General features: G+C 71.1%; 17 protein-coding genes. 10 read left to right on the top strand and 7 right to left on the bottom strand.

The features are described 5' to 3' along the window. Nucleotides 1–218 precede the first annotated feature (218 nt). Together NE857_RS17610 and NE857_RS17605 are read left to right on the top strand one after the other, a co-directional pair. Entirely contained in the window at nucleotides 219–1,802 is a 1,584-nt protein-coding gene (locus NE857_RS17610; RefSeq protein WP_254416755.1) for a PucR family transcriptional regulator, read from the top strand. Nucleotides 1,803–1,850: 48 nt separating this feature from the next. Next, nucleotides 1,851–2,555, top strand: coding sequence for a pentapeptide repeat-containing protein (locus NE857_RS17605; protein ID WP_254416754.1), 705 nt, complete (start codon nucleotides 1,851–1,853; stop codon nucleotides 2,553–2,555). Nucleotides 2,556–2,665: 110 nt separating this feature from the next. On the opposite strand, the gene NE857_RS17600 is transcribed toward NE857_RS17605, so the two are convergent. Further along, nucleotides 2,666–3,517, bottom strand: coding sequence for an SDR family oxidoreductase (locus NE857_RS17600; protein ID WP_254416753.1), 852 nt, complete (start codon nucleotides 3,515–3,517; stop codon nucleotides 2,666–2,668). A gap of 82 nt (nucleotides 3,518–3,599) precedes the next feature. On the opposite strand from NE857_RS17600, the gene NE857_RS17595 reads away from it, so the two are divergent. After that, nucleotides 3,600–4,556: an AraC family transcriptional regulator gene (locus tag NE857_RS17595; protein WP_254416752.1), complete on the top strand. Its 957-nt coding sequence runs from the start codon at nucleotides 3,600–3,602 to the stop codon at nucleotides 4,554–4,556. A gap of 1 nt (nucleotide 4,557) precedes the next feature. Here NE857_RS17595 and NE857_RS17590 read toward each other — a convergent pair whose 3' ends face one another. The 4 genes from NE857_RS17590 to NE857_RS17575 form a co-directional block, all read right to left on the bottom strand. After that, nucleotides 4,558–5,547 (bottom strand): alpha/beta hydrolase, encoded by a 990-nt coding sequence (locus NE857_RS17590; RefSeq protein ID WP_254416751.1) that lies wholly within the window; start codon nucleotides 5,545–5,547, stop codon nucleotides 4,558–4,560. Between the two features lie 133 nt (nucleotides 5,548–5,680). Continuing rightward, on the bottom strand, nucleotides 5,681–6,610 hold the full coding sequence (locus NE857_RS17585; RefSeq protein WP_254416750.1) for an aminoglycoside phosphotransferase family protein: 930 nt from the start codon (nucleotides 6,608–6,610) through the stop codon (nucleotides 5,681–5,683). Nucleotides 6,611–6,725: 115 nt separating this feature from the next. Next, nucleotides 6,726–7,787, bottom strand: coding sequence for an endo-1,4-beta-xylanase (locus NE857_RS17580; protein ID WP_254422019.1), 1,062 nt, complete (start codon nucleotides 7,785–7,787; stop codon nucleotides 6,726–6,728). A 72-nt stretch (nucleotides 7,788–7,859) separates the two neighbouring features. Next, nucleotides 7,860–9,113 (bottom strand): cytochrome P450, encoded by a 1,254-nt coding sequence (locus tag NE857_RS17575; RefSeq protein WP_254416749.1) that lies wholly within the window; start codon nucleotides 9,111–9,113, stop codon nucleotides 7,860–7,862. A gap of 278 nt (nucleotides 9,114–9,391) precedes the next feature. Here NE857_RS17575 and NE857_RS17570 point away from each other — a divergent pair, with 278 nt between their 5' ends. Further along, complete coding sequence (locus tag NE857_RS17570) at nucleotides 9,392–11,242, top strand: serine/threonine protein kinase (RefSeq protein WP_363319909.1); 1,851 nt, start codon at nucleotides 9,392–9,394, stop codon at nucleotides 11,240–11,242. A gap of 867 nt (nucleotides 11,243–12,109) precedes the next feature. Here NE857_RS17570 and NE857_RS34295 read toward each other — a convergent pair. Beyond that, nucleotides 12,110–13,069 carry a ferredoxin family protein gene (locus tag NE857_RS34295; protein WP_301184226.1) on the bottom strand — a complete coding sequence of 320 codons (960 nt, stop codon included), beginning with the start codon at nucleotides 13,067–13,069 and terminating at the stop codon, nucleotides 12,110–12,112. 349 nt (nucleotides 13,070–13,418) lie between these two features. Here NE857_RS34295 and NE857_RS17560 point away from each other — a divergent pair, with 349 nt between their 5' ends. The 6 genes from NE857_RS17560 to NE857_RS17535 all read left to right on the top strand — a co-directional run bounded on the left by NE857_RS17560 (nucleotide 13,419) and on the right by NE857_RS17535 (nucleotide 19,512). Then, nucleotides 13,419–14,369 carry an ABC transporter substrate-binding protein gene (locus NE857_RS17560; RefSeq protein WP_254416747.1) on the top strand — a complete coding sequence of 317 codons (951 nt, stop codon included), beginning with the start codon at nucleotides 13,419–13,421 and terminating at the stop codon, nucleotides 14,367–14,369. 70 nt (nucleotides 14,370–14,439) lie between these two features. After that, nucleotides 14,440–15,405: an ABC transporter substrate-binding protein gene (locus tag NE857_RS17555; RefSeq protein ID WP_254416746.1), complete on the top strand. Its 966-nt coding sequence runs from the start codon at nucleotides 14,440–14,442 to the stop codon at nucleotides 15,403–15,405. Next, nucleotides 15,402–16,241 carry an ABC transporter permease gene (locus NE857_RS17550; RefSeq protein WP_254416745.1) on the top strand — a complete coding sequence of 280 codons (840 nt, stop codon included), beginning with the start codon at nucleotides 15,402–15,404 and terminating at the stop codon, nucleotides 16,239–16,241. The genes NE857_RS17555 and NE857_RS17550 overlap by 4 nt, the downstream gene beginning before the upstream one ends. After that, nucleotides 16,238–17,146 carry an ABC transporter permease gene (locus NE857_RS17545; protein WP_254416744.1) on the top strand — a complete coding sequence of 303 codons (909 nt, stop codon included), beginning with the start codon at nucleotides 16,238–16,240 and terminating at the stop codon, nucleotides 17,144–17,146. Before NE857_RS17550 ends, NE857_RS17545 begins: the two co-directional genes overlap by 4 nt. Nucleotides 17,147–17,152: 6 nt before the next feature. Further along, nucleotides 17,153–17,974 carry an ABC transporter ATP-binding protein gene (locus tag NE857_RS17540; RefSeq protein WP_425572183.1) on the top strand — a complete coding sequence of 274 codons (822 nt, stop codon included), beginning with the start codon at nucleotides 17,153–17,155 and terminating at the stop codon, nucleotides 17,972–17,974. A 77-nt stretch (nucleotides 17,975–18,051) separates the two neighbouring features. Beyond that, on the top strand, nucleotides 18,052–19,512 hold the full coding sequence (locus tag NE857_RS17535; RefSeq protein WP_254416743.1) for a benzaldehyde dehydrogenase: 1,461 nt from the start codon (nucleotides 18,052–18,054) through the stop codon (nucleotides 19,510–19,512). 77 nt (nucleotides 19,513–19,589) lie between these two features. Here NE857_RS17535 and NE857_RS17530 read toward each other — a convergent pair whose 3' ends face one another. Beyond that, nucleotides 19,590–20,402: an SDR family oxidoreductase gene (locus NE857_RS17530; RefSeq protein WP_254416742.1), complete on the bottom strand. Its 813-nt coding sequence runs from the start codon at nucleotides 20,400–20,402 to the stop codon at nucleotides 19,590–19,592. Between the last annotated feature and the right edge of the window lie 93 nt (nucleotides 20,403–20,495).

Raw genomic sequence — 20,495 nt, 5'->3', positions numbered from 1 at the left:
GCTTCCTTAACCAGCGAGTGAAGACATGAAGTGATCATGGAACGAACGGCAGGTGTTGGGCGTTTCCTACAAGTGTCGTTGGTAAGAAACTCCGGGACCGTCGGCACTGTCATTCCGGGCTGTCTGATCAGGGCACACTGTCCTGGTACGAACACACCGACACCCGTACCGGCCACGACTGGTGGGCAGTGCCCCACCCGACCAACAGAGGGACGTTCATGCAGATCAGTGAGCTGCTCGCCGTCAAGCGACTGCACCTGCGGTTCCTGGCGGGCGCGGAGCACGCCCATCGCGACATCCGGTGGGCCTACACCACTGACCTGCTCGAACCCGCCCGGTACCTGCGCGGCGGAGAGCTCGTCCTGACCGGGATGATGTGGCGCACCCGCCCGGCGGACTCCGAGGCCTTCGTGTCCTCCGTGGTCAGCGCCGGGGCCCTGGCCATCGGCGCGGGCACCGCCCTGGGCGAGGTCCCCGAGGACCTGGTCAACGCCTGCCAGGCGCACGACATCCCCCTGGTCGAGATCCCGCCCGAGACCTCCTTCGGGGTGGTCACCGAGGAGGTGCTGCGCTCCCTGACCCAGCGCCGCTTCACCACGATCGCCGAGACCCGGGACCGCCAGCGCCGCCTCATGGCCGAGGTCGCCTCCGGTGCCGACTTCCCCGAGGCCTTCGCCTCGGCCGCCAGACAGGCGGGAGTCACCGCCTGGGTGATCTCCGCCTGCGGTCGCCACGTCGCCTCCTCCGGTGCCCCGCTGTCCGCCGAGGAACGGGAGAACCTCGCCGCCAAGGCCCTGACCTGGTCGGCTTTCCCGCGCACCACCCGTCTGCACTCCGGCGGGGAGGGGCGGGTCATGACCATCGTCCCCGTCCAGACCAAGGAGTCGCACCCGCTCTCCAACTGGCTGCTGGTCTGTGGCGGCGACCACAACGCCTGGAGCGAGGAGGAGCACGAGGCCGTCGCCGAACTCGTCTCCGTCAGCGTCCTGGCGCGCAGCCGTGACGAGGAACGCTCCCTGACCACCGCCCGCCACCTGGAAGGGCTGCCCCGCCTGCTGGCGGCCCAGCGCTTCGACGAGGTCACCGCCCTGATGCGCGGCACCGGCGACGGGGACACCGCCGAACCGGACGAGCGCGCGCACGTGGTGGTCAGTGCCATGATGCTCCCCGAACCGCGCGTGCCCGACCTGGCGCGCCGGGTGGTCGCCGAACTCGTCGCCGACCACCCCGGCGCCGTGGTCACCGGCGACAACGACGCCCTGGCCGTCATCCCGGTCGAGGGGACCGAGGAGCAGGCACGCGACAGGGCCGAGAAGATCCGCGCGGAGCTGGTCCACCGCGCCCGCGTCCTGGAGGGCGGCCTGCTCGACTACCGCCTGGCCGTGGGCCTGAGCTCGGCCGCCCGCGGGATCCCCGAACTGCGCGGCGCCGCCGTGGAGGCCCGGCACGCCCGCCGCCTGGCCGAGCTGCGCGGCGGCCGCTCCCGGGTGATCGCCGGGGCCGAGATCGACTCGCACGAACTCCTGCTGGCCTCGGTGCCCGAGGAGGTCCAGACCTCCTACCGCGAGCGCCTGCTCGGGCCGTTGGTGGACTACGACCGCGACCACCGCTCCGAGCTCGTGGACACCCTGGAGCAGTTCCTGGCCCACTCGGGGTCCTGGCAGCGCTGTGCCGCCTCCATGCACGTGCACGTCAACACCCTGCGCTACCGCATCGGCCGGGTCGAGGAGCTCACCGGCCGCGATCTGAGCAGCCTCGAACACCGCGTCGACCTCTTCCTGGCCCTGAAGCTGCGGGACTGAGCCGGGACCGGACGCGCTTTGTCGGTGCCGACCGCTAGGGTCCGGGGCGTGAGCACCGACCTCCTCGCCCAGGGCGAGATCACCGACGCCGACCTGTCCGAACTCGACCTGCGTGACGCCCTGGCCCAGGAGCCGGGCGCCCCGCGCGTGCTGACCCGCTGCGACCTGAGCGGTGCCGACCTGCGCGACGCCCACCTGGTGGACGCCCGGCTGGTCGAATGCCGCCTGGACGGGGCCCGCCTGGACCGGGCGGTCCTGGAGGGCGCGGTGTTCACCGGGGGAGGGGCGCCGGCGGCGAGCTTCGCGCACGCCGAGTGCACCGACACCCGTTTCGAGTGCACGGACCTGGCCAACACCCGCTGGCAGGGCGCCCTGCTCACCGACACCGTCTTCACCGGCTGCCGGATGACCGGTGCGGGGCTCACCTCCCTGCGGGGGATCGGCTACACCTTCTCCCAGTGCAACCTGATGCTGGCCCGCTGTAAGGGACTGGTCCTGCGCGGCCAGACCCTGGAGGGGCTGCGCATGGACGAGGCGGACCTGGCCTCGGCCGACCTGCGCGAGACCGTCTGGACGGAGTCGCGCCTGCGCGGCGCCAACCTGGTCAACGCCAGGTTCACCGGAGCGGACCTGCGCGGCGCTGACCTGGGGGAACTCGAACTCCAACAGGCCGGTTTCCTGCGCGGCGCCACCATCGGCCCCGCCCAGGCCGGGCTGATCCTGGGCTCCCTGGGCATCACGGTCGCCGAGTAGGCGCCCGGAAGCGACCGGGTCGGGTGCCGCGGAGAGCGCGGCACCCGACCCCACTACGAATCTACTTCGTAAAGACGCGGCTTCGGTTCCTCACATTCCACCGGTCACCACTACGCCCACTCGGCATCGAAAGTCCGGGCGACGAACTCCGAGAAGTTCCTGGGCTCGCGCCCCAAGGCCTCGCGGACGCCGGGGGAGACCTTGGCCTCCAGGCCGCGGCGGATGGCCGAGAGCGCCGAGACCAGTTCCTGGGCCCCCTCCTCGGGCCAGCCCTGCTCCACGAGACCCTTCACGTACTCGTCCACCGGAACCGCCTCGTAGCGGATCGGCCTGCCCAGGGCGTCGGAGATCTGCGCCAGGGCCTCCGCCACGGTCAGTGCCCGGGGGCCACTCAATTCGTAGGTGCGCCCGTGGTGGCCGGGTTCGGTGAGCGCGGCCACCGCCACGGCCGCGATGTCCTCGGTGTCGATCCAGCTGGCCGCGGCCTCTCCGGTGGGCAGCCGCAGCACCCCCGTGCGCGCCCCCTCCGTCAGGAACCCCTCACTGAAGTTCTGCGCGAACCACCCCGGGCGCAGCACGGTCCACTTCAGACCGCTGGACTTCACCGCCTCCTCACCCTCCACATGCGACGGGACGCCCTCCACCCCCTCGAAATAGCCGGGCTGGTCGACCCCGCGCGCGGACAGCCGCACGATCCGCTCCACCCCGTGGGCCACCGCGCGCTCCACGAACTCCGGGGTCCGCGGGTTGGTGTCGTCCTGGACCAGGTAGACCGCCCCGGCGCCCTCCAGGACCGTCTCCCAGGTCTTGGGCTCGCTCCAGTCGAACCGCCACTCCGAGGAACGCGAGGCCGCCCGGGTCGGCACCCCCAGCTCGCGCAGTCCGGCCAGGACCCGGCTGCCGGTCATTCCCGTCGCGCCGGTCACCAGGACCGGTCGTGCAATCGCGTTGTTCTCTGTCATGGCTCCGATTCAACCGCCCGAGCCTGAGACGATCCATGGCCAGGAAGCTCAGAGCCATATCCATTCGTCTACGCTTACGGGTATGGACGCACTCGCCGACCTCCTGGAGGGGGTCCGCGCCCGAGGGGCGCTGTTCAGCAGATCCGTCATGGAGCCGCCCTGGGCGATCCGCTTCGCCCACGGTGCCCCGCTGACCCTGGTCACCATGGTGCGCGGGCGGGCCTGGATCGTCCCCGAGCACGGGGAACCCCTTCTCCTGGTGGCGGGGGACACCGCCATCCTGCGCGGACCCGGCCCGCACACCATCGCCGATCCCGCCGACGCCCCCACCAGCTGCACCGTCCTGAACGGGGACCAGTGCCTGGGTTCGGACGGCGAACCCCTGGTCGAGGAGGCCACCCTGGGTCTGCGCACCTACGGCGACTCCCTGGACTCCCCGGACCTGTTGCTCAGCGGCTCCTACGAAGTCTCCGGGGACCTCAGCCAACGCCTGATCCGCGCCCTGCCCCCGGCCCTGGTCGTCCCGGCCGACGAATGCCACGAACGGCTCGGCGAGATGATCGCCGCCGAGATCGACTGCCCCGCCCCCGGGCAGCAACTGGTCCTGGACCGCCTGCTCGACCTGGCCCTGATCACCAAACTGCGCGCCTGGTTCGACCGCCCCGGCGCCACCCCGCCCGCCTGGTACACCGCCATGGCCGACCCGGTGGTGGGCCAGGCGCTGCGGCTGCTGCACAACCAGCCCGCCCACCCCTGGACCGTGGCGCTGCTGGCCGAGCGCTGCGGGGTCTCCCGGGCCACCCTGGCCCGCGATTTCCGCGCCCTGGTCGGCGTTCCGCCCATGACCTACCTGGCCGACTGGCGGGTGGGCCGGGCCGCCGACCTGCTCCGCGAGACCGACACCACCGTCGAGACGATCGCCCGCCGCGTCGGCTACTCCAACGCCTTCGCCCTGAGCAGCGCCTTCAAACGGCTGCGCGGAACCACCCCCACCGATCACCGCCGCGGTTCGGCCCCGGCCGAGCTCAGCCGGGCCTGACTCACTCCGGTCGGGCCCACCCCGCCAGGATCCGGCGCAGCCACGGCAGGCGCTGGGCCGCGGCGTCCAGACTGAGCGCGGCCTCGGGCGCGAACCCGTCGAATGAGTGGAACCCGCCCGGCCACACGTGCAGCTCCGCCGCCCCGCCCGCCTGCCAGATCCGTGAGGCGTACTCCACCACCTCGTCCCGAAAGGTCTCGGCCGAACCCACGTCCAGGAACGCCGGGGGCAGCCCGGACAGGTCCTCGCACCGAGCCGGGGCGGCGTAGGGCGACACGTCCGGCCCGCCTCGGTCCGCGCCCAGCAGCGCGCCCCAACCGGTCGCGTTGGACACCCGGTCCCACACCCCGACCCCCACCATCTGCCGCGCGGAAACCGAGTCGTTGCGGTCGTCCAGCATCGGGCCCAGCAGCAGCTGACCCAGCAGGGAGGGCCCGCCCCGGTCCCGGGCCAGCAGGCAGGTGGCGGCCGCCAGCCCGCCCCCGGCGCTGCTCCCGCCGATGACCAGCCGATCCGGGGCCACACCCAGTTCCCCGGCCTGATCGGCCAACCACAGCAGACCGGCATAGCAGTCCTCGACCGGAACAGGATGCGGGTGCTCCGGCGCCAGCCGGTAGTCCACCGAGACCAGCACCAGGTCCAGCTCCCGGGCGAACTCCAGCAACCGGGGGACCTCCCAGCCGCGATGGGTGCCCGCGACCATCCCGCCGCCGTGGATCCAGAACAGCGCCCCGGTAGCCGCCGTGGTCCGCTCCGGCCGCCACACCAGCAGCGGGACCTCGGTGCCGTCCGCACCCCGGGCGGCGTGCTCCTCCTCCCGGAACACCCCGCCCAGCGTCATGTCCACGTCGGCGCCCGGCGCGCGTTTGGCGCCCTCCGACCGCAGGAGCGGGATCATCTCCGGGGTGATGGCGGGCGGGATCTCCCCGCCCACCTCGACCAGCGCGGCGGCGAGTTCGGGATCGAAGGGAGGACGAGGGGGAACGGACACGGTGGCCTCCGAAAGGGGGGTGAGGGGGCGGCGGTGCAGGCCCCATCATGCCCCTGGCAGCGCACGGAACTCCAGGGTCTGAACTCTCCCTCCTCGCCGCTTGCGACCCTCCCCACCGTCGACCCCGAGGCCCTCAACCCTCCATGGCCTGGTCCATCAGGGCGTGGAAGCGGGGCACCCCGTGGCGGGCGGCCTCCATCCACAGGCAGTCCTGGAGCAGGCGCACGCGGGTCCAGGCACGGGCACGGCCCCGGTCGATCCCGGCGACCTCGGTGATCAGGTCGAAACGGCGCCGCGCGGCACCGACCGGGTCACCGGTCCCCTCAGCCTCCGCCCAGCGGTTGCGCAGCGCGGGCAACAGCTCGAAACCCGGATCACCCGCCAGTGGTTTGGGGTCGATGGCCAGCCAGGGACCGCGCCGGGCGGCGGCTGAGCCCTCCAACGGGGCCAGGATGTTCTCGTAGTGCAGGTCCCAGTGCAACAGGCGATCACCGGGCTGGGCGGCCATCTCCTCGGCGATGGCCGCCCAGCGTTCGTACACCGGGCGCCAGACGCTCTCGACCCGGTCGAGTTTGGCTCGGCCGCGCTCGGCGATGTCGCGGGTGACGGGTCCCAGACCGCGTACCCCTTCTGGTGCGGGGTGGGCGTTCAGCCGTGCGAGCAGACCGCCGATCACCTCCAGTGCCTCGTCCAGGGGCTCCTGGTCCAGCCTGCGTCCGGCGTCGAGGGGCTCCAGCAGCATGGCCGCGGTTTCGGGGTCGTGCTCCAGCAGGCGCCCGGCCCCGTCTCCGTCCCAGGCGCGCAGCGCGACGGGTTCGCCCTCGGTTTCGGCGTCCTGCGGCTGGAGCTTGAGCACGGCCGGGCTCCCGTCCGCGCGCTCGACCGGGAGTACCAGGGCCAGGGCGCCGTGCATCGGCTCCCCGGTCTGACGCAGCCCCCACCGGTCGCTCTGGCGCCGGACCAGAGCTGGCAGCTCATCAGCCCAGGCCGGGCCGAAGAACCCGGTGACGCTCTCGATCAGCTCCCGGGGCACATCGACCGGGCGGATAGCGCTGTTGTCCATGGTGGGACTCCTGGGTGAAAGGGAGCACGTGTGGAAGCGCCCAGGATGACGGGTGCGGGCCGGGGCCCGCACCCGCCTTCTTGTGCCTGCCAACCGGGGCCGGGGACGGGGGCGCTCAGCGTCGCGCGCGGCGGCCGTTGCGGCTGAGCGCCTCCACCATCCCGCCCAGCGCGGGCTTGGGAGCGTAGTCCTCGTCGAAGGGCAGCGCGGCGGTGTAGCCGGGGAACCACTCCGGGATCCAGGAGTGCGCGTCGGTCACACCCCACACCGACACCCCGACGCAGCGCGAGACCGCCAGGCAGGACTCCAGGACGTGCCGGTACTCGTCGGCCTGGGCGGCCAGGTCCTCCGGGGTGGCCGGTTCGGGGATACGCACGTCCAGCTCGCTGATCTCCACGTCCAGACCCAGGTCGGCGAAGCGCTGCATGTTCTCGGCCAGGTCGTCGGGGACGCTGCCGTGCACGAAGTGCCCCTGGAAACCGATGCCGTGCAGGGGTACACCGCGCTCCAGCAGGCTCGAGGAGAGCTCGTACAGGGCGTCGGCCTTCTCCCCGCTGCCCTCGGTGTTGAACTCGTTGATGTACAGCTTGGCCTCGGGGTCCACCTCGTGCGCCATCCACAGGGCCTCGGCGATGTAGTCCTCGCCCAGGGTCTGGTACCACAGGTTCTCGCGCAGCTCGGAGGAGTTCTCCTCGAAGGGTTCGTTGATCACGTCCCAGGAGTCGATCCGGCCCTCGTAGCGGCCCAGCAGTGCCTCGGTGTGCTCGCGCATGACCGTGCGCAGCTCGTCGGCGTCGAAGAACCCCTGCGCCAGCCAGTCGGGCTGCTGGTTGTGCCACAGCAGCGTGTGCCCGCGGACGGACAGCCCGTTGTCCTCGGCGAAGTCCACCATGAGGTCCGGTCCGCTCCAGTCGAACTCGTACCTCTCGGGCTGGACGTGCTGCCACTTCATCGTGTTCTCGGCCGTCACCGACGTGTAGTGGTCGGTGACCAGGTCCCGGTACACGGCATCGTGTGCCAGCGGGTTGACCGCCACCGCCACGCCCAGCTTGATCCCGTGGGCCTCGGCCAAGCCGGGAAGCTCACTCGCAGGTTCCTCGACCGGCGCAGGAAGGACCAGCACCAGAACTGTTACCACCACGAAGATGACCACGCACACCGCCCCCGCCGACAGCAGAACACCCCGCCCGCGCGTGGCCGAACGCCAGCCGTCCTGGACAGCTTCTCGCACCCTTGCGGCCCCCGCCCTCTATCGGCGCCCGGCGGTGACCGGGAACGCGGACAGGGACCGTACCGTCAGGGTGCCTCGCCGGGTGGGCATCGCCGTGGGACGCAGCCCCGGGGCCCGCTGCGCCAGGGCCCGGAGGGCGATCTCCCCCTCCAGCCTGGCCAGTGGCGCCCCCAGGCAGTAGTGGGCGCCGCCGGAGAAGGCCAGATGCTCACCGGAGTCGGACCGGGTGATGTCGAACCGGTCCGGGTCCGGGAAGTGTCCGGGGTCCCGGTTGGCCGATCCGATCAGGCACACCACCTGCTCACCGGTGCGAACCCGGACGCCCTCCACCTCGGTGTCCCGTCGGGCCCAGCGCCCGGTGACCTGGACCGGGGAGTCGAAGCGCAGGACCTCCTCCACCGCTCCGGTGACCAGCTCGGGGTCGGCGACCAGCCGCTCCCACTGTTCCCGGTGGCGCAGCAGGGCCATCACTCCGTTCCCGATCAGGTTCACCGTGGTCTCGAACCCGGCGAGCAGCAACAGACGGCACATCGAACCCAGCTCGGCCGTGGTCAGCTCCCCGTCGTCGGACTGCTTGACCAGGGTGGAGACCACGTCCCCGCGCGGGTTGGTGCGGCGTTCGGCCATCAAACGCTCGAACAACAGGTCCAATTCTGCCGTCGCGTCCTGGATTTCCCGCAGGTGACGCGCCGAACCGGCACCGTCCAGGGCCCCGCCGATCACGTATCCGATGCGCACGAAGTCGGCGTTGTCGCGTTCGGGGATCCCCAGCAGTCGGCTGATCACCGTGATGGGCAGGGGTTGGGCGAAGTCGCGCATGAGGTCGAACTCCCCGCGCGCCAGGGCCGTGTCCAGGAGTTCGGCGGTGATCTTCTCGATCTCGGTGCGGTACTCGGCCATCCGCCGGGGACTGAACGCGGGCCGGGCGAGCTTGCGCAGCCGGGTGTGGTCGGGCGGGTCCTTCTGGAGGAAGGACAGTTCGACGGTGTTGAACTGCTCGGGGAGATCCAGGTCGCCGGGGGGTTCGACACCGAAGTCGCGGGAGCGCAGGACCTGGTCGACAGCGGCGCGGGTGGTGGCGGTCCGGAAGGGCAGACGGCTGGAGACAATCGGGCCCTGTTCCCGCAGCCTGCGGTAGGTGGGGTAGGGGTTCTCCCGCCAGGGCCAGTGCAGGAGGCGGCTGGGGTGGTCGCCGCTCTGCGCGGTGAGCCACGACACGCCGTGGGCCACCCGCAGTCGGGTGTCGATGCGAAGGGTGTCGAGAATCTGCATGGGCGTCGAATCCTCTCGGTGGCGCTTCCGACCCTAGGGGGCCCTTCCCCTCCTGCCTGGTCGGAGCTCTGAGTTGGCCGTCTGTGGCCAGTCGGGAACTCTGTGCCCGGGTCCGGACGTTCCGACCTCACGCCGATCCCTCTTCTGGGAACCTCCGCCGCCTTCCCGTGAACCCCGGAGCACCGGCGCGGATCACACATGGTCACGATGGTCCGTACGGGGAACCGGGGCCCTAGACTGGGGCCCCGTTCGGTAGGAACACGCCGCAGAGCCGGAGGTTGAGGACGTTGGGGCCGCTAGAGAGCACTGATCCGGAGCGGGTCGGTCGGTATCGGCTGATCGGGCGCTTGGGCGCCGGTGGCATGGGTCAGGTGTTCTTCGGGCGCTCGGCCGGTGGCCGCGCGGTCGCGATCAAGCGCATCCATCCGCACCTGGCCACGGACCCTTCCTTCCGGCAGCGGTTCGCCCGGGAGGTCAACGCGGCCCGGCAGGTCAGCGGGGCGTTCACCGCCCCGGTCATCGACGCCGGGCCCGATGACGAGGTGCCCTGGCTGGTCACCTCCTACGTGCCCTCTCTGCCGCTGGACGAGGCGGTGCAGGCCCACGGCCCGCTGCCCGAGGCCAGCATGATGGTGCTGGCGGCCGGTCTGGCCGAGGCCCTGGGTGAGATCCACCGGGTCGGGCTGATCCACCGCGACCTCAAGCCCGGCAACGTGCTGCTGTCCGAGGACGGGCCGCGGGTGATCGACTTCGGTATCGCGCGGGCCACCGACGGCACCGCGGCCACGCAGTCGGTGATCGGCACGCCGGGGTTCATGAGTCCCGAGCAGGTGCAGGGGACCGAGCTCACGCCCGCCAGCGACCTGTTCGCCTACGGCGCGGTGCTGGCGTTCGCGGCGGCGGGCACCGGGCCCTTCGGTGAGGGCAACATGCCCACGATGGTCATGCGCATCATCAGCAAGGAACCGGACCTGTCCGCGGTCCCCGAGTCGCTGCGGCACCTGATCGCGGCCTGTCTTTCGAAGGACGTGCGCGGGCGGCCGGGCCCGGGTGAGATCCTGGACTACCTGGGCGACGTGCACGCCGGTGCCTCCTGGCTGCCCCCGGCGGTGATGATGGGCGTGCAGGAGCAGGTGGCCAAGGTCAACAAGGCTCTGGCGACCTCGGCGGGCGACCCCGGGGCGACCGGTGGCCACCAGCGGACCGAGGTGCTGGGTGCGGGCGGCGCGGCGGCGCTGGGCGGCGCCGCCGGTGCGGTGGCCGGTGCCGCGGCCGCGGGCGCCTTCGGCGACGACCAGTCCACCCAGGTGGCACCGTCGGGCGGTTACGGTACCCAGGACCCCTCGGCGGGTGCCACCTCGGTGCTGGGCAACCAGCAGGGCGCTCCCTACCAGCCCACGGCTCAGTTCCCCGGAACCCAGTCCGGAACCCAGGCGCCGGGGCAGCCGGGGCAGGGGCAGGTTCCGCCCACGTCCCAGTACCAGCAGCCGCCGAACCAGGGTGGGTACCAGCCCACCCAGCAGTTCGGCCAGGGCCAGGGACGTCCGGTCGACGACGACCCCTACGCCGACCTGTACGGCGAGCGCCGCGGTCCGCGGACCGCCCCCCGGCAGCAGCAGGAACAGCAGTACCGGCAGGCCGAGGAACAGCGCCAGCGGCAGATGGCGCAGCAGCGAAGGGCCCAGGAGCAGCAGGAGGAGCAGCGGCGCCGCCAGGAGGCCGAGCGCGCCCACCGCGAGCGGGTGCGCGCTGAGCAGGACGCGGCGCGGCGGGCCCAGGCCGAGGCGCGCCGGGTCGACCAGCCGGGCCTGTGGGGCTTCGTCAAGCTGCTGCCGTGGATGATCATCCCGATCATCCAGATCCCGCTGGGGTACGGCGCGGCGCTGGCGTGGTCGTGGTTCACCACCGAGACCGACGTGTGGACCGGGTCGGCCTACTTCTTCGAGCCGTGGAACCTGGACTCGTTCTGGCACGGGATGATGCTGGGGTACTTCATCCTCAACAACCTGCTGTCGTTGGAGTTCCTGGTGCGTTCGCTGCGGACCTCGTTCGTCACCGGGTCGGTGCTGGCGCTGGGCGCCATCGCCGCCACCAACTTCCTGCTGTACAACTTCGGTTTCTGGGCCTGACCGGCCGGGACCGACACGAACGACGACACACGAACCACCATGAGGGGGCGGGCCCGGTCGGGCCCGCCCCCTCATCGGTGGTACGCCCGGCATGGGCAGTTGCTTGAGGGTGAAAGTCCCTTGCGGGAGGAGATGGTGCCAACCGCGAGCCGGAGGCAACGGCGTCATCGCGAGGTGGGGTCGGAAGGAAGCCCGAGGCGAAACCCTGCACTGAGGAACACGAACCGTGTATGAGGCAGTCCGACCGGGGTGAGCCAGCCACGGATGGCGAAGCCCGTCACCGTCAAGACGGTCGGGGTGTAAACACGGCAGGCGTAGGGGGAAAGTGGCTGTTCTTATCCGGGGAGGTCTGTCTGGGTGTCGGTTTGCTGAGTTGTCGCTGCGCCGACGGGTCCGCTCGCAAGGGTGGGTCTGACCAGGCAGAAGTCAGCAGAGGCCATAGTACTGACCGGCAGGTCAGGAAGGGCTGAACGTCGAGTGGAGCAGAAGGAGGGGGCTTGCTCGGTTGGGTCGTAATGATCGCTGTAAGCCGGTCTGAGAGCCGGTCCACCGTGGGGCGGAGAGGGTGCATTCCCTCAGAGCTGCTTCATGCTGGTGCGTAGGCGGCCACGGCGCAGTTCCCAAGAGCTGGATCCATGGGTCCGGGCCTTGATGGCCGGGCCGGTCGTCGTCTGAGACGGCTTGACGAACCGCCAGGTGCGGGCCCGCATGCCTGGTGGTGTGGGAGGCGGGTCGGGTGACCCGACCCGCCTACCCGATTGACCAGTGCAGGTGTGTCTCTGCCCGATGGCGCCGTCCTGCGGGCAAGGAGGGACCGGCCCCGCGCCACGGGGCCGGTCCCTCGGCCTTCGAAGATCAGCAGCGGCTTTACACCGCGGCGCCTCTGGTCAGGCCGCCGCGAAGCGGTGTTCCCGTGATCTGGCGCACCCGGTGGTGCACCGGGCGGGTGGGGGAGAGCGCCGAGCAGGTGGTGGGGCACTCCTGGCCCTCCACGGTCTCCACCGACACCGAGTACAGGCCGCCGTCGTGGCCCAGGGTGAGCCGGACCCCGTCCTCGCTCTCCTCCTCGGCCAGGTGGGTGATGGCGTTGACGCCCACGGGACGGGCGATACGGGCGCGCAGCGCGGCCTCGGCGGCCTGGGCGGCCCCGGAGTCGGTGCAGCGGCCCCGGTAGTTCTCCGGCAGGACCAGTCCGCGCTCGAAGGCGGCCACGGTCGACTGTGCCGACTCCGGGTCCAGGCGGCCGAAGTACACGCCCTGGGGCAGGGTCACCAGGTTGGCCGCGAAGCGGTCCCCGCCCACGTGGGTGGTTTCCCAGACCTCTGCCTGGCCCCCGGCCAGCGCGGCGGCGACCGGGCGGCCCAGCATCGCGCAGCAGGGGTCCTTCTTGGCGTGGGTGCACACCAGGTAGAGGGTGTGGTCCACCGCGGTGCCGAAGGAGGGCGGTTCGGGGCGCTCGGCGGCGGTGACGTCGATCTGGAGCAGTTCGGCCAGGTTGTGGAAGTCGATTCGGCGGGTCCAGGGGCGGGTGCGGCTGGTGTGGACGAGGTAAGCGCGCAGCGGGCCGTCGGCGGGGGTGCGTTCGTTGGCCCCGGGGCGCTTGATGAGCTGCGGCCTGACGGCGTGGCCGGCGATGCGTTCGGCCAGCTGGGAGACGACTGCCTTGTCCAGGCCGGGGCTGGCGAAGCCCGGGTGACGCCAGGGGCCGTTGTGCTCGATCAGGAGCCAGCCGCTGCTGGAGCCCGCGGTGCCCGCGATCTGCTCGTCGGTGTAGCGGGCCAGTGCCGAACAGCCTCGGCGGCCGTCCGGGGCGGTGGGAAGCCGCACGGGTCCACGTCCAATCGGGTGGTGCTCACTGCTGGGCTCGCGTGAGGACGCCGTCGATGCGGGCGTTCACCTCACGTGGCGGTTTGGTTAGGCAACCCTATCCTGTTCCGCTCGGCCCGGGCGCTCCGGGGTGCGGGTGGGGTTTGTCCGGGCTCTGGTCGCGCGCGAAAAGGCCCTGACCAGGCGCGGTCATCCGATCCTCCGCTGTTCACGTGTTCGAAATGTGCCCCGAGCACACCTTGACCCGGTGATGCGGATCACCTATGTTCACTTTCAGAACACATGTGCGCTAAGCGTACAAATTCGGGTGGTCGCGTCCCACCCCGCCCCCTCACCAGTTGGAGTTGCGATGCGCCCGATCCCGGCCGCCCTGACCGCGGCGGTTGCGCTGCTGGCCGCCACGGCCTGCGGCACCGACACCGACGACGACCCCGACGGCCTGACCACCGTCACCGCCGGGGTCATCCCGATCGTCGACGTGGCCCCCGTCTACCTCGGTGTGGAACAGGGGTTCTTCACCGACCGCGGCATCGACCTCCAACTGGAGTCCGGATCCGGCGGGGCCGCGATCGTCCCCGGGGTGATCAGCGGCGAGTTCGACTTCGCCTTCAGCAACGTGGTCTCGCTCATCGTCGCCCGCGAGCAGGGTCTGCCCCTGACCACCCTCACCAACGGCGTCACCAGCGCAGGAGAGCAGGGAGGCGACTTCGGTGGGGTGTTCGTCCTCTCCGACAGCGACGTCACCAGCGCCGCCGAACTGGAGGGCCTGACCGTGGCCGCCAACAACCTCAACAACATCGGCGACACCACCGTCCGCCAGTCCGTGCGCGAAGCGGGCGGGGACCCGGCCGCGGTCGACTTCGTCGAACTGCCCTTCCCGGACATGCCCGCAGCCCTGGAGACCGGCCAGATCGACGCGGTCTGGGCCGTGGAACCCTTCGCCTCCACCATCCGTGAGGCCGGGCACCGCGAGATCGCCTCCAACTTCGTTGACACCCACCCCGACCTGTCCGTGGCCGCCTACTTCGCCGCAGAGGACCGGATGGCCGAGGCCCCCGAGCTCTTCGACGGGATCACCGAAGCGCTTCACGAATCCCTCGCCTACGCCGAGGACAACCCCGACGAGGTCCGCCGCATCCTGGCCACCTACACCGAGATCGACCCCGACCTCATCGAGCTGATGGCCCTGCCGCGCTTCCCCGGACAGATCAACGAGGAGTCCGTGCGGGTGCTCGCCGACCTGATGGTCACCGACGGCCTCCTGGACTCCGACCCCGACCTCGACCCGCTCCTGAACTGACCCCGCCCGCACAGCCCGGCTCCACCCCAACCCGCACCCGTTCCACCCGCCCGCCCTCAGGAGAGAACACATGACCGCCACGAAGACCACCCTGGGCGTGCTCGCCGCAGGCGCCGCACTCACCCTGACCGCCACCGCCTGCGGTTCCGGCGACACCGCCGCCTCCGAGGACGGGCTCACCCCAGTCAGCGTGGGCGTACTGCCCATCACCGCGGTCGCGCCCCTCTACCTCGGGGTGGAACAGGGTTTCTTCTCCGAGCGGGGCCTGGACGTGACCATCGAGACCGGCGGGGGCGGCGCCACCACCGTCCCCCGCGTGGTCAGCGGAGAGCTCGACTTCGCCTTCGGCAACCTCGCCTCCCTGATCATCGCCCGCGAACAGGGCCTGCCCCTGACCGTGGTCGCCAACGGCATGACCACCACCGGCGACGCCGACACCGACTACAGCGCCCTGGTCGTGCCCGCCGACAGCGACGTCACCGACCCCGCCGACCTGGACGGCGCCACCGTGGCGATCGACAACCTCAACAACATCGGCGACACCTCGGTACGCAACTCCGTGCGCGTGGCGGGCGGAGACCCCACCGACCTCGACTTCATCGAACTCGCCTTCCCCGACATGCCCGGCGCCCTGGACAACGGCCAGGTCGACGCCGCCTGGGTGGTCGAACCCTTCCTCACCGTCGCCCTCCAACAGGGCGCCACCCAGATCGCGGGCAACTTCGTGGACCTGCACCCGGAGCTGTCCATCGCCACCTACTTCACCTCCGACGAACTCATCGCCCAGGACCCCGACACCGTCGACGCTTTCACCGAGGCGATGAACGAGTCCCTGGCCTACGCCGAGGACAACCCCGAGGAGACCACCCAGATCCTCACCGCCTACACCGAGATCGACCCGGACCTGTTCGACCAGCTGCGCTGGCCGCGCTTCCCCGCCCGGATCGACACCGAGGCCGTACAGACCCTGGCCGAGCTGATGGCCGCCGACGGCATCATCGACGCCGACCCCGACCTGGAAACGCTGATCCGATGACCGCCACACTCCAGCGACCCCAACCCGGCCGATTCGCGCCTCGACGCCCGGTGCTCAGCCGCTCCGCACCCAACCGGCCCCTGCTGGGCTCCCTGGGCATCATCGGGCTGCTCGCACTGTGGGAGATCGCGCCCCGCCTGGGCGCGGTGCCCGAACGCTACTTCCCGCCGGTCTCCGAAGTCCTGACCACCCTGGCCCAGCGCGCCACCACCGCACCCTTCTGGGAGGCCATCGGCCACACCCTGTACGGATGGGCGCTGGGCCTGGCCATCGCCTTGGCCGCCGCCATCCTGATCGGCTTCGCCCTGGGCGCCACACCCCGGCTGCGCGCCTTCACCACCTCCACGGTCGACTTCCTGCGGCCCATCCCCTCGGTGGCGCTCATCCCGCTGGCCGTGCTGATGTACGGCACCGACATCCGTTCCACCCTGCTCCTGGTCGTGTACGCCTGTTTCTGGCTGATCTACATTCAGGTGCTCTACGGGGTAGCCGACGTGGACCCGGTCGCCGAACAGACCGCCCGCTCCTACGGCCTGGGCCGCCTGGCCCGCATCCGCTACGTCGTGTGGCCCACCACCCTGCCCTACCTGATGACCGGTCTGCGCCTGGCCGCCGCCGTTGGCCTCATCCTGTCCATCACCGCCCAGCTGATCATCGGCTCCCCCGGAATCGGGGCCCAGATCACCAACGCCCAGCAGGGCGGCGCCGTCGCCCTGGTCTACGCGTGGATCGTCGCCACCGGCATCCTCGGCGTGGTCATCAACATCGGCGTGCGCGCCCTGGAACGGCGCGTCCTGCGCTGGCACACGTCCGTCCGCGGGGAGGTCGCCGTATGAGCCAGCCCACCACCGTCGAACCCGGCGCCACCGGTAGGGGTGACCACGAAGGACCCGGCCGGGGCCCCGAAGGTCGCGCCCCCGGCCGCGCCGCCCGCTTCACCGCGAGCCGACGCCGCCCCGGAGCCCCCGGGATCGGCCTGCGCCTGCTGCACGTGCTGGCCCTACCGACCCTGATCGTGGGTGTGTACTGGGCGATCACCGCCCAGCCCGGCGCCAGCTTCTACACGCCCACCCCCGCCGCCATCGCCTCGGCCTTCGCCGACCTGTGGTTCTCCGAACGCTTCTTCGTGGACGTGCTGCCCAGCCTGGGCCGCCTGCTCACCGGGTTCGCGATCGCCGCCGTGATCGGCGTCGGACTGGGCGTCCTGCTCGGCCTGGACGCACGTGTGCGCGCCACCATCGAACCCGTCCTGGAGTTCCTGCGCGCCATCCCGCCGCCCGTGCTCGTCCCGCTGATGATCATGCTCGCCGGGATCGACGATTCCATGAAGATCATGGTGATCGTCTTCGGCTGCGTGTGGCCCATCCTGCTCAACACCGTCGAGGGCGTGCGTGCGGTCGACCCGGTCCTGTCCGACACCGCCCGCTGCTACGGGATCTCCGGGGTGACCCGACTGCGGGTGCTGGTACTGCGCTCGGCCAGCCCGCAGATCATGGCCGGTCTGCGCCTGGCCCTGGCCCTGGCCATCATCCTCATGGTGATCAGCGAGATGTTCGCCAGCTCCAGCGGCCTGGGTTTCGCCATCGTGCAGTTCCAGCGCACCTTCGCCATTCCCGAGATGTGGGCTGGCATGGTCCTGCTCGGCGTGATCGGCTTCCTGCTCTCGTCCCTGTTCGAGCTTGTCGAGGGCCGTGTCCTGGGCTGGTACCGCGGCCTGCGCGCCGCCAACCGGGGGGAGTGAGGCACCATGAACCACAGCGACAACCAGGGGGAACGACCCGCCATGCTCAAAGTCACCGGCCTGCAGAAGATCTACAATGGCGGCGCCACGGCCGTGGAGGCCGTCCGCGACCTCACCTTCGAACTCGCCGAGGGCGAACTGGTCTGCCTGGTCGGCCCCTCCGGCTGCGGCAAGACCACCCTGCTCAAGTGCATCGCCGGGCTCATGGCACCCACCAGCGGCACCGTGGAACTGGCCGACCAACCGGTCCTGGCCCCACCGCCCGGCATGGCCGTGGTCTTCCAGGAGTACGGCCGCAGCCTGTTCGCGTGGATGAGCGTGCGCGAGAACGTGGAACTCCCGCTCAAGGAGAAGAAGCTGCCCAAGGCCCGCCGGACCGAACTGGTCACCGAGTCCCTGGAGGCGGTCGGCCTAACCACGTTCGCCGACTCCTACCCCTGGCAGCTCTCCGGCGGCATGCAGCAGCGCGTGGCCATCGCCCGGGCGATCGCCTACGAACCCCAGGTGCTGCTCATGGACGAGCCCTTCGCCGCCGTGGACGCCCAGACCCGTGCCGACCTGGAGGATCTGGTCCGCGAGATCTGGCAGCGCCTGGGGGTGACCGTCCTGTTCGTCACCCACGACATCGACGAAGCCGTCTACCTGGGCGAACGGGTGCTGGTGTTGTCCAACTCGCCCACCGTCGTCCAGGACGACATCACCGTGGACCTGCCGACCGAACGCGACCAGCTCACCACCCGCCAGGACGAACGCTTCACCGACCTGCGCGCCCGCGTCTACGCCCAGATCCAACGCGCCAAACGCGGCACCGACCAGCCGGTCGCCTGAACCGCGCCCGTGCCCGTGCCCGCGTCGCACAAGCCACATCCCGCAGTACCGCATTCGCCTTCGTAAGGAGCCACACCGTGAGCCTGCTCGCCGCCGAGGATTTCACCAGCGCCGTCTTCACCGGGGCCTGGACCCCGGCCAGGGGCGGTGACGCCGAGGTCGTCTCGCCCTCCTCCGGCGCTGTCCTGGGCCGTACCGGAATCGCCGACGCCGAGGACGTGCGCGAGGCCGCAGCCCGCGCCGCCAAGGCCCAGCGCGACTGGGCCGCCGCCTCCTACGAGCAACGTGCCGCCGTCATGCGCCGCGCCGGTGACCTGCTGGAGGCCAACGAGGAGGAGATCACCGGCTGGCTGCGCCGCGAGGGCGGTGCGGCCGCCGGGATGGCCGGCTTCCAGGTGCACGTGGCCGCCAGTGAGTGCTTCGAGGCCGCGGCCCTGGCCTCCCAACCGCACGGTGAGATCCTGCGCACCGCCAAGCCGCGGCTGAGCTTCTCCCGCCAGGTCCCGGCGGGCGTGGTCGGGGTGATCGCTCCGTTCAACGTCCCCCTCATCCTGGGCATCCGCTCGGTCGCCCCGGCCCTGGCCCTGGGCAACGCCGTCATCCTCAAGCCCGACCCGCGCACCGCTGTGTGCGGCGGCGCCGTCCTGGCCGAGGCCTTCCGTCAGGCCGGGGTCCCCGAAGGGGTCTTCCAGGTCCTGCCCGGCGGGGTCGAGGCGGGCGAGGCCCTGGTCGCCGACCCGCACGTGCGCGTCATCTCCTTCACCGGCTCCACCCCGGCCGGACGCAAGGTGGGCGAGGCCGCCGCCCGCCACCTCAAGCGCGTCCACCTGGAGCTGGGCGGCAACTCCCCGCTGGTCATCCTGGACGACGCCGCCCTGGACTCGGCCGCCGCCATCGGCGCCTGGGGCTCCTTCCTGCACCAGGGGCAGATCTGCATGACCACCGGCCGCCACCTGGTGCACGAGTCGGTGGCCGACGCCTACGTGGAGCGCCTGGCCGCCAAGGCCGAGGCGCTGGTCGTGGGCAGCACCGAACAGGACGGTGCGGCGCTCGGGCCGATCATCGACGCCGGTCAGCGCGACAAGATCCACCACCTGGTCACCAGCAGCGTCCAGCACGGGGCCCAGCTGCGCGCGGGCGGCACCTACCAGGACCTGTACTACCGGCCCACCGTCCTGGACCGGGTGAACCCGGAAACCCCCGCCTACGCGGAGGAGGTGTTCGGCCCGGTCGCCCCGGTGGTGCGCTTCTCCTCGGTGGACGAGCTGGTGGAGCTGGCCAACTCCACCGAGTACGGGCTGTCCCTGGGCGTGGTCACCACCAACCCGATGCGCGGCATGGAGATCGCCGACCGCATCCCCAGCGGGATCGTGCACATCAACGACCAGACCGTGGACGACGAGGCGGTGGCCCCCTTCGGCGGTGTGGGCTACTCGGGCACGGGCTCGCGCTTCGGCGGCACCCGCGCCAACCTGGAGGCCTTCACCGAGACCCAGTGGATCACCATGCAGGCCGACCCGGCCCGCTACCCGTTCTAACCCCCGTGATCTTGCTACCAGAAGCGAAATCGGCGCCGAACTTGCTCCTGGTAGCAAGATCATCCGGGTGGAGAGAGCTAGGCCGAGATACCGCCATCGCTCTTCAGGAGCTGGCCGTTGACCCAGCCGCCCTGCGGTGAGCACAGGAAATCGACCAGGTGCGCGGTGTCGCGCGGGGTGCCCAGGCGGCCCAGCGGGGTGTGCTCGGTGCAGTGCTCGCGCACCTGGTCGGGCATCCAGCCGGTGTCCACCGGGCCCGGATTGATCACGTTGGCGGTCACGCCCAGGTGGGCGAGTTCGCGTGCCGAGGCCAGCACGATCCGGTCCAGGGCGCCCTTGCTGGCCCCGTAGGGCAGGTTGTGCACCACGTGGTCGCTGGTCAGGGCGATGATCCGGCCACTGCCGTATTCCCCGGTAAAACGCCGTCCGAACTCGCGCACCAGCAGCCAGGGGGCACGGGCGTTGACGGCGAGGTGGCGGTCGAAGCTCTCCACGCTGGTGTCCAGGATCCCCGAGTCCACTGACTCGCAGTGGCAGATCACCAGCGCGCGTACCGGGCCCAGGCGCTGTTCGACCTCGTCGAAGACGCGCGCGGGGGAGTCGGGGGCGGCCATGTCGGCCTCGACGGCGAGCGTGGCGGCGCCGTGTCCGGCGAGTTCGGTGCCGATGGTGTCGGTGGCCGCGTCCTCGACCCCCCAGGGCATGCGGTCGTCATAGGGGGTCCACTGGGTTCGGGCCACGTCCCAGCCGGACTCCGCCAGCTGGCGGGCGATGGCCGCGCCGATCCCGACGGTGCGCCCCACTCCGGTGACGAGGACGACGGGGCGTCCCGAGGAAGGTGCGGGTGCGGCTGGAGCGGGGGTTTGCGCGGAGCTGTGCTGAGCGTTCATGGGGACCCATCCTGGTCCGCCGGAACCGCTCCCACAACCGGTTTTCACCGTGCGGCGCACGCTCTGATTCGGGAAGAAACCGGATGATTCGTA

Origin of the sequence: Nocardiopsis exhalans (assembly GCF_024134545.1) — a bacterium.
Classification (GTDB): domain Bacteria; phylum Actinomycetota; class Actinomycetes; order Streptosporangiales; family Streptosporangiaceae; genus Nocardiopsis; species Nocardiopsis exhalans.
The sequence above is the reverse complement of the archived record's forward strand: the minus strand, read 5'-3'. Positions and strand labels throughout refer to the sequence as shown.

Coding starts and splice junctions, on each gene's coding strand:
- NE857_RS17585 (WP_254416750.1), bottom strand. CDS start 6,610: ATGGACAACAGCGCTATCCGCCCGGTCGATGTGCCCCGGGAGCTGATC.
- NE857_RS17560 (WP_254416747.1), top strand. CDS start 13,419: ATGCGCCCGATCCCGGCCGCCCTGACCGCGGCGGTTGCGCTGCTGGCC.
- NE857_RS17550 (WP_254416745.1), top strand. CDS start 15,402: ATGACCGCCACACTCCAGCGACCCCAACCCGGCCGATTCGCGCCTCGA.
- NE857_RS17610 (WP_254416755.1), top strand. CDS start 219: ATGCAGATCAGTGAGCTGCTCGCCGTCAAGCGACTGCACCTGCGGTTC.
- NE857_RS17600 (WP_254416753.1), bottom strand. CDS start 3,517: ATGACAGAGAACAACGCGATTGCACGACCGGTCCTGGTGACCGGCGCG.
- NE857_RS17545 (WP_254416744.1), top strand. CDS start 16,238: ATGAGCCAGCCCACCACCGTCGAACCCGGCGCCACCGGTAGGGGTGAC.
- NE857_RS17555 (WP_254416746.1), top strand. CDS start 14,440: ATGACCGCCACGAAGACCACCCTGGGCGTGCTCGCCGCAGGCGCCGCA.
- NE857_RS17530 (WP_254416742.1), bottom strand. CDS start 20,402: ATGAACGCTCAGCACAGCTCCGCGCAAACCCCCGCTCCAGCCGCACCC.
- NE857_RS17575 (WP_254416749.1), bottom strand. CDS start 9,113: ATGCAGATTCTCGACACCCTTCGCATCGACACCCGACTGCGGGTGGCC.
- NE857_RS17540 (WP_425572183.1), top strand. CDS start 17,153: ATGAACCACAGCGACAACCAGGGGGAACGACCCGCCATGCTCAAAGTC.
- NE857_RS17595 (WP_254416752.1), top strand. CDS start 3,600: ATGGACGCACTCGCCGACCTCCTGGAGGGGGTCCGCGCCCGAGGGGCG.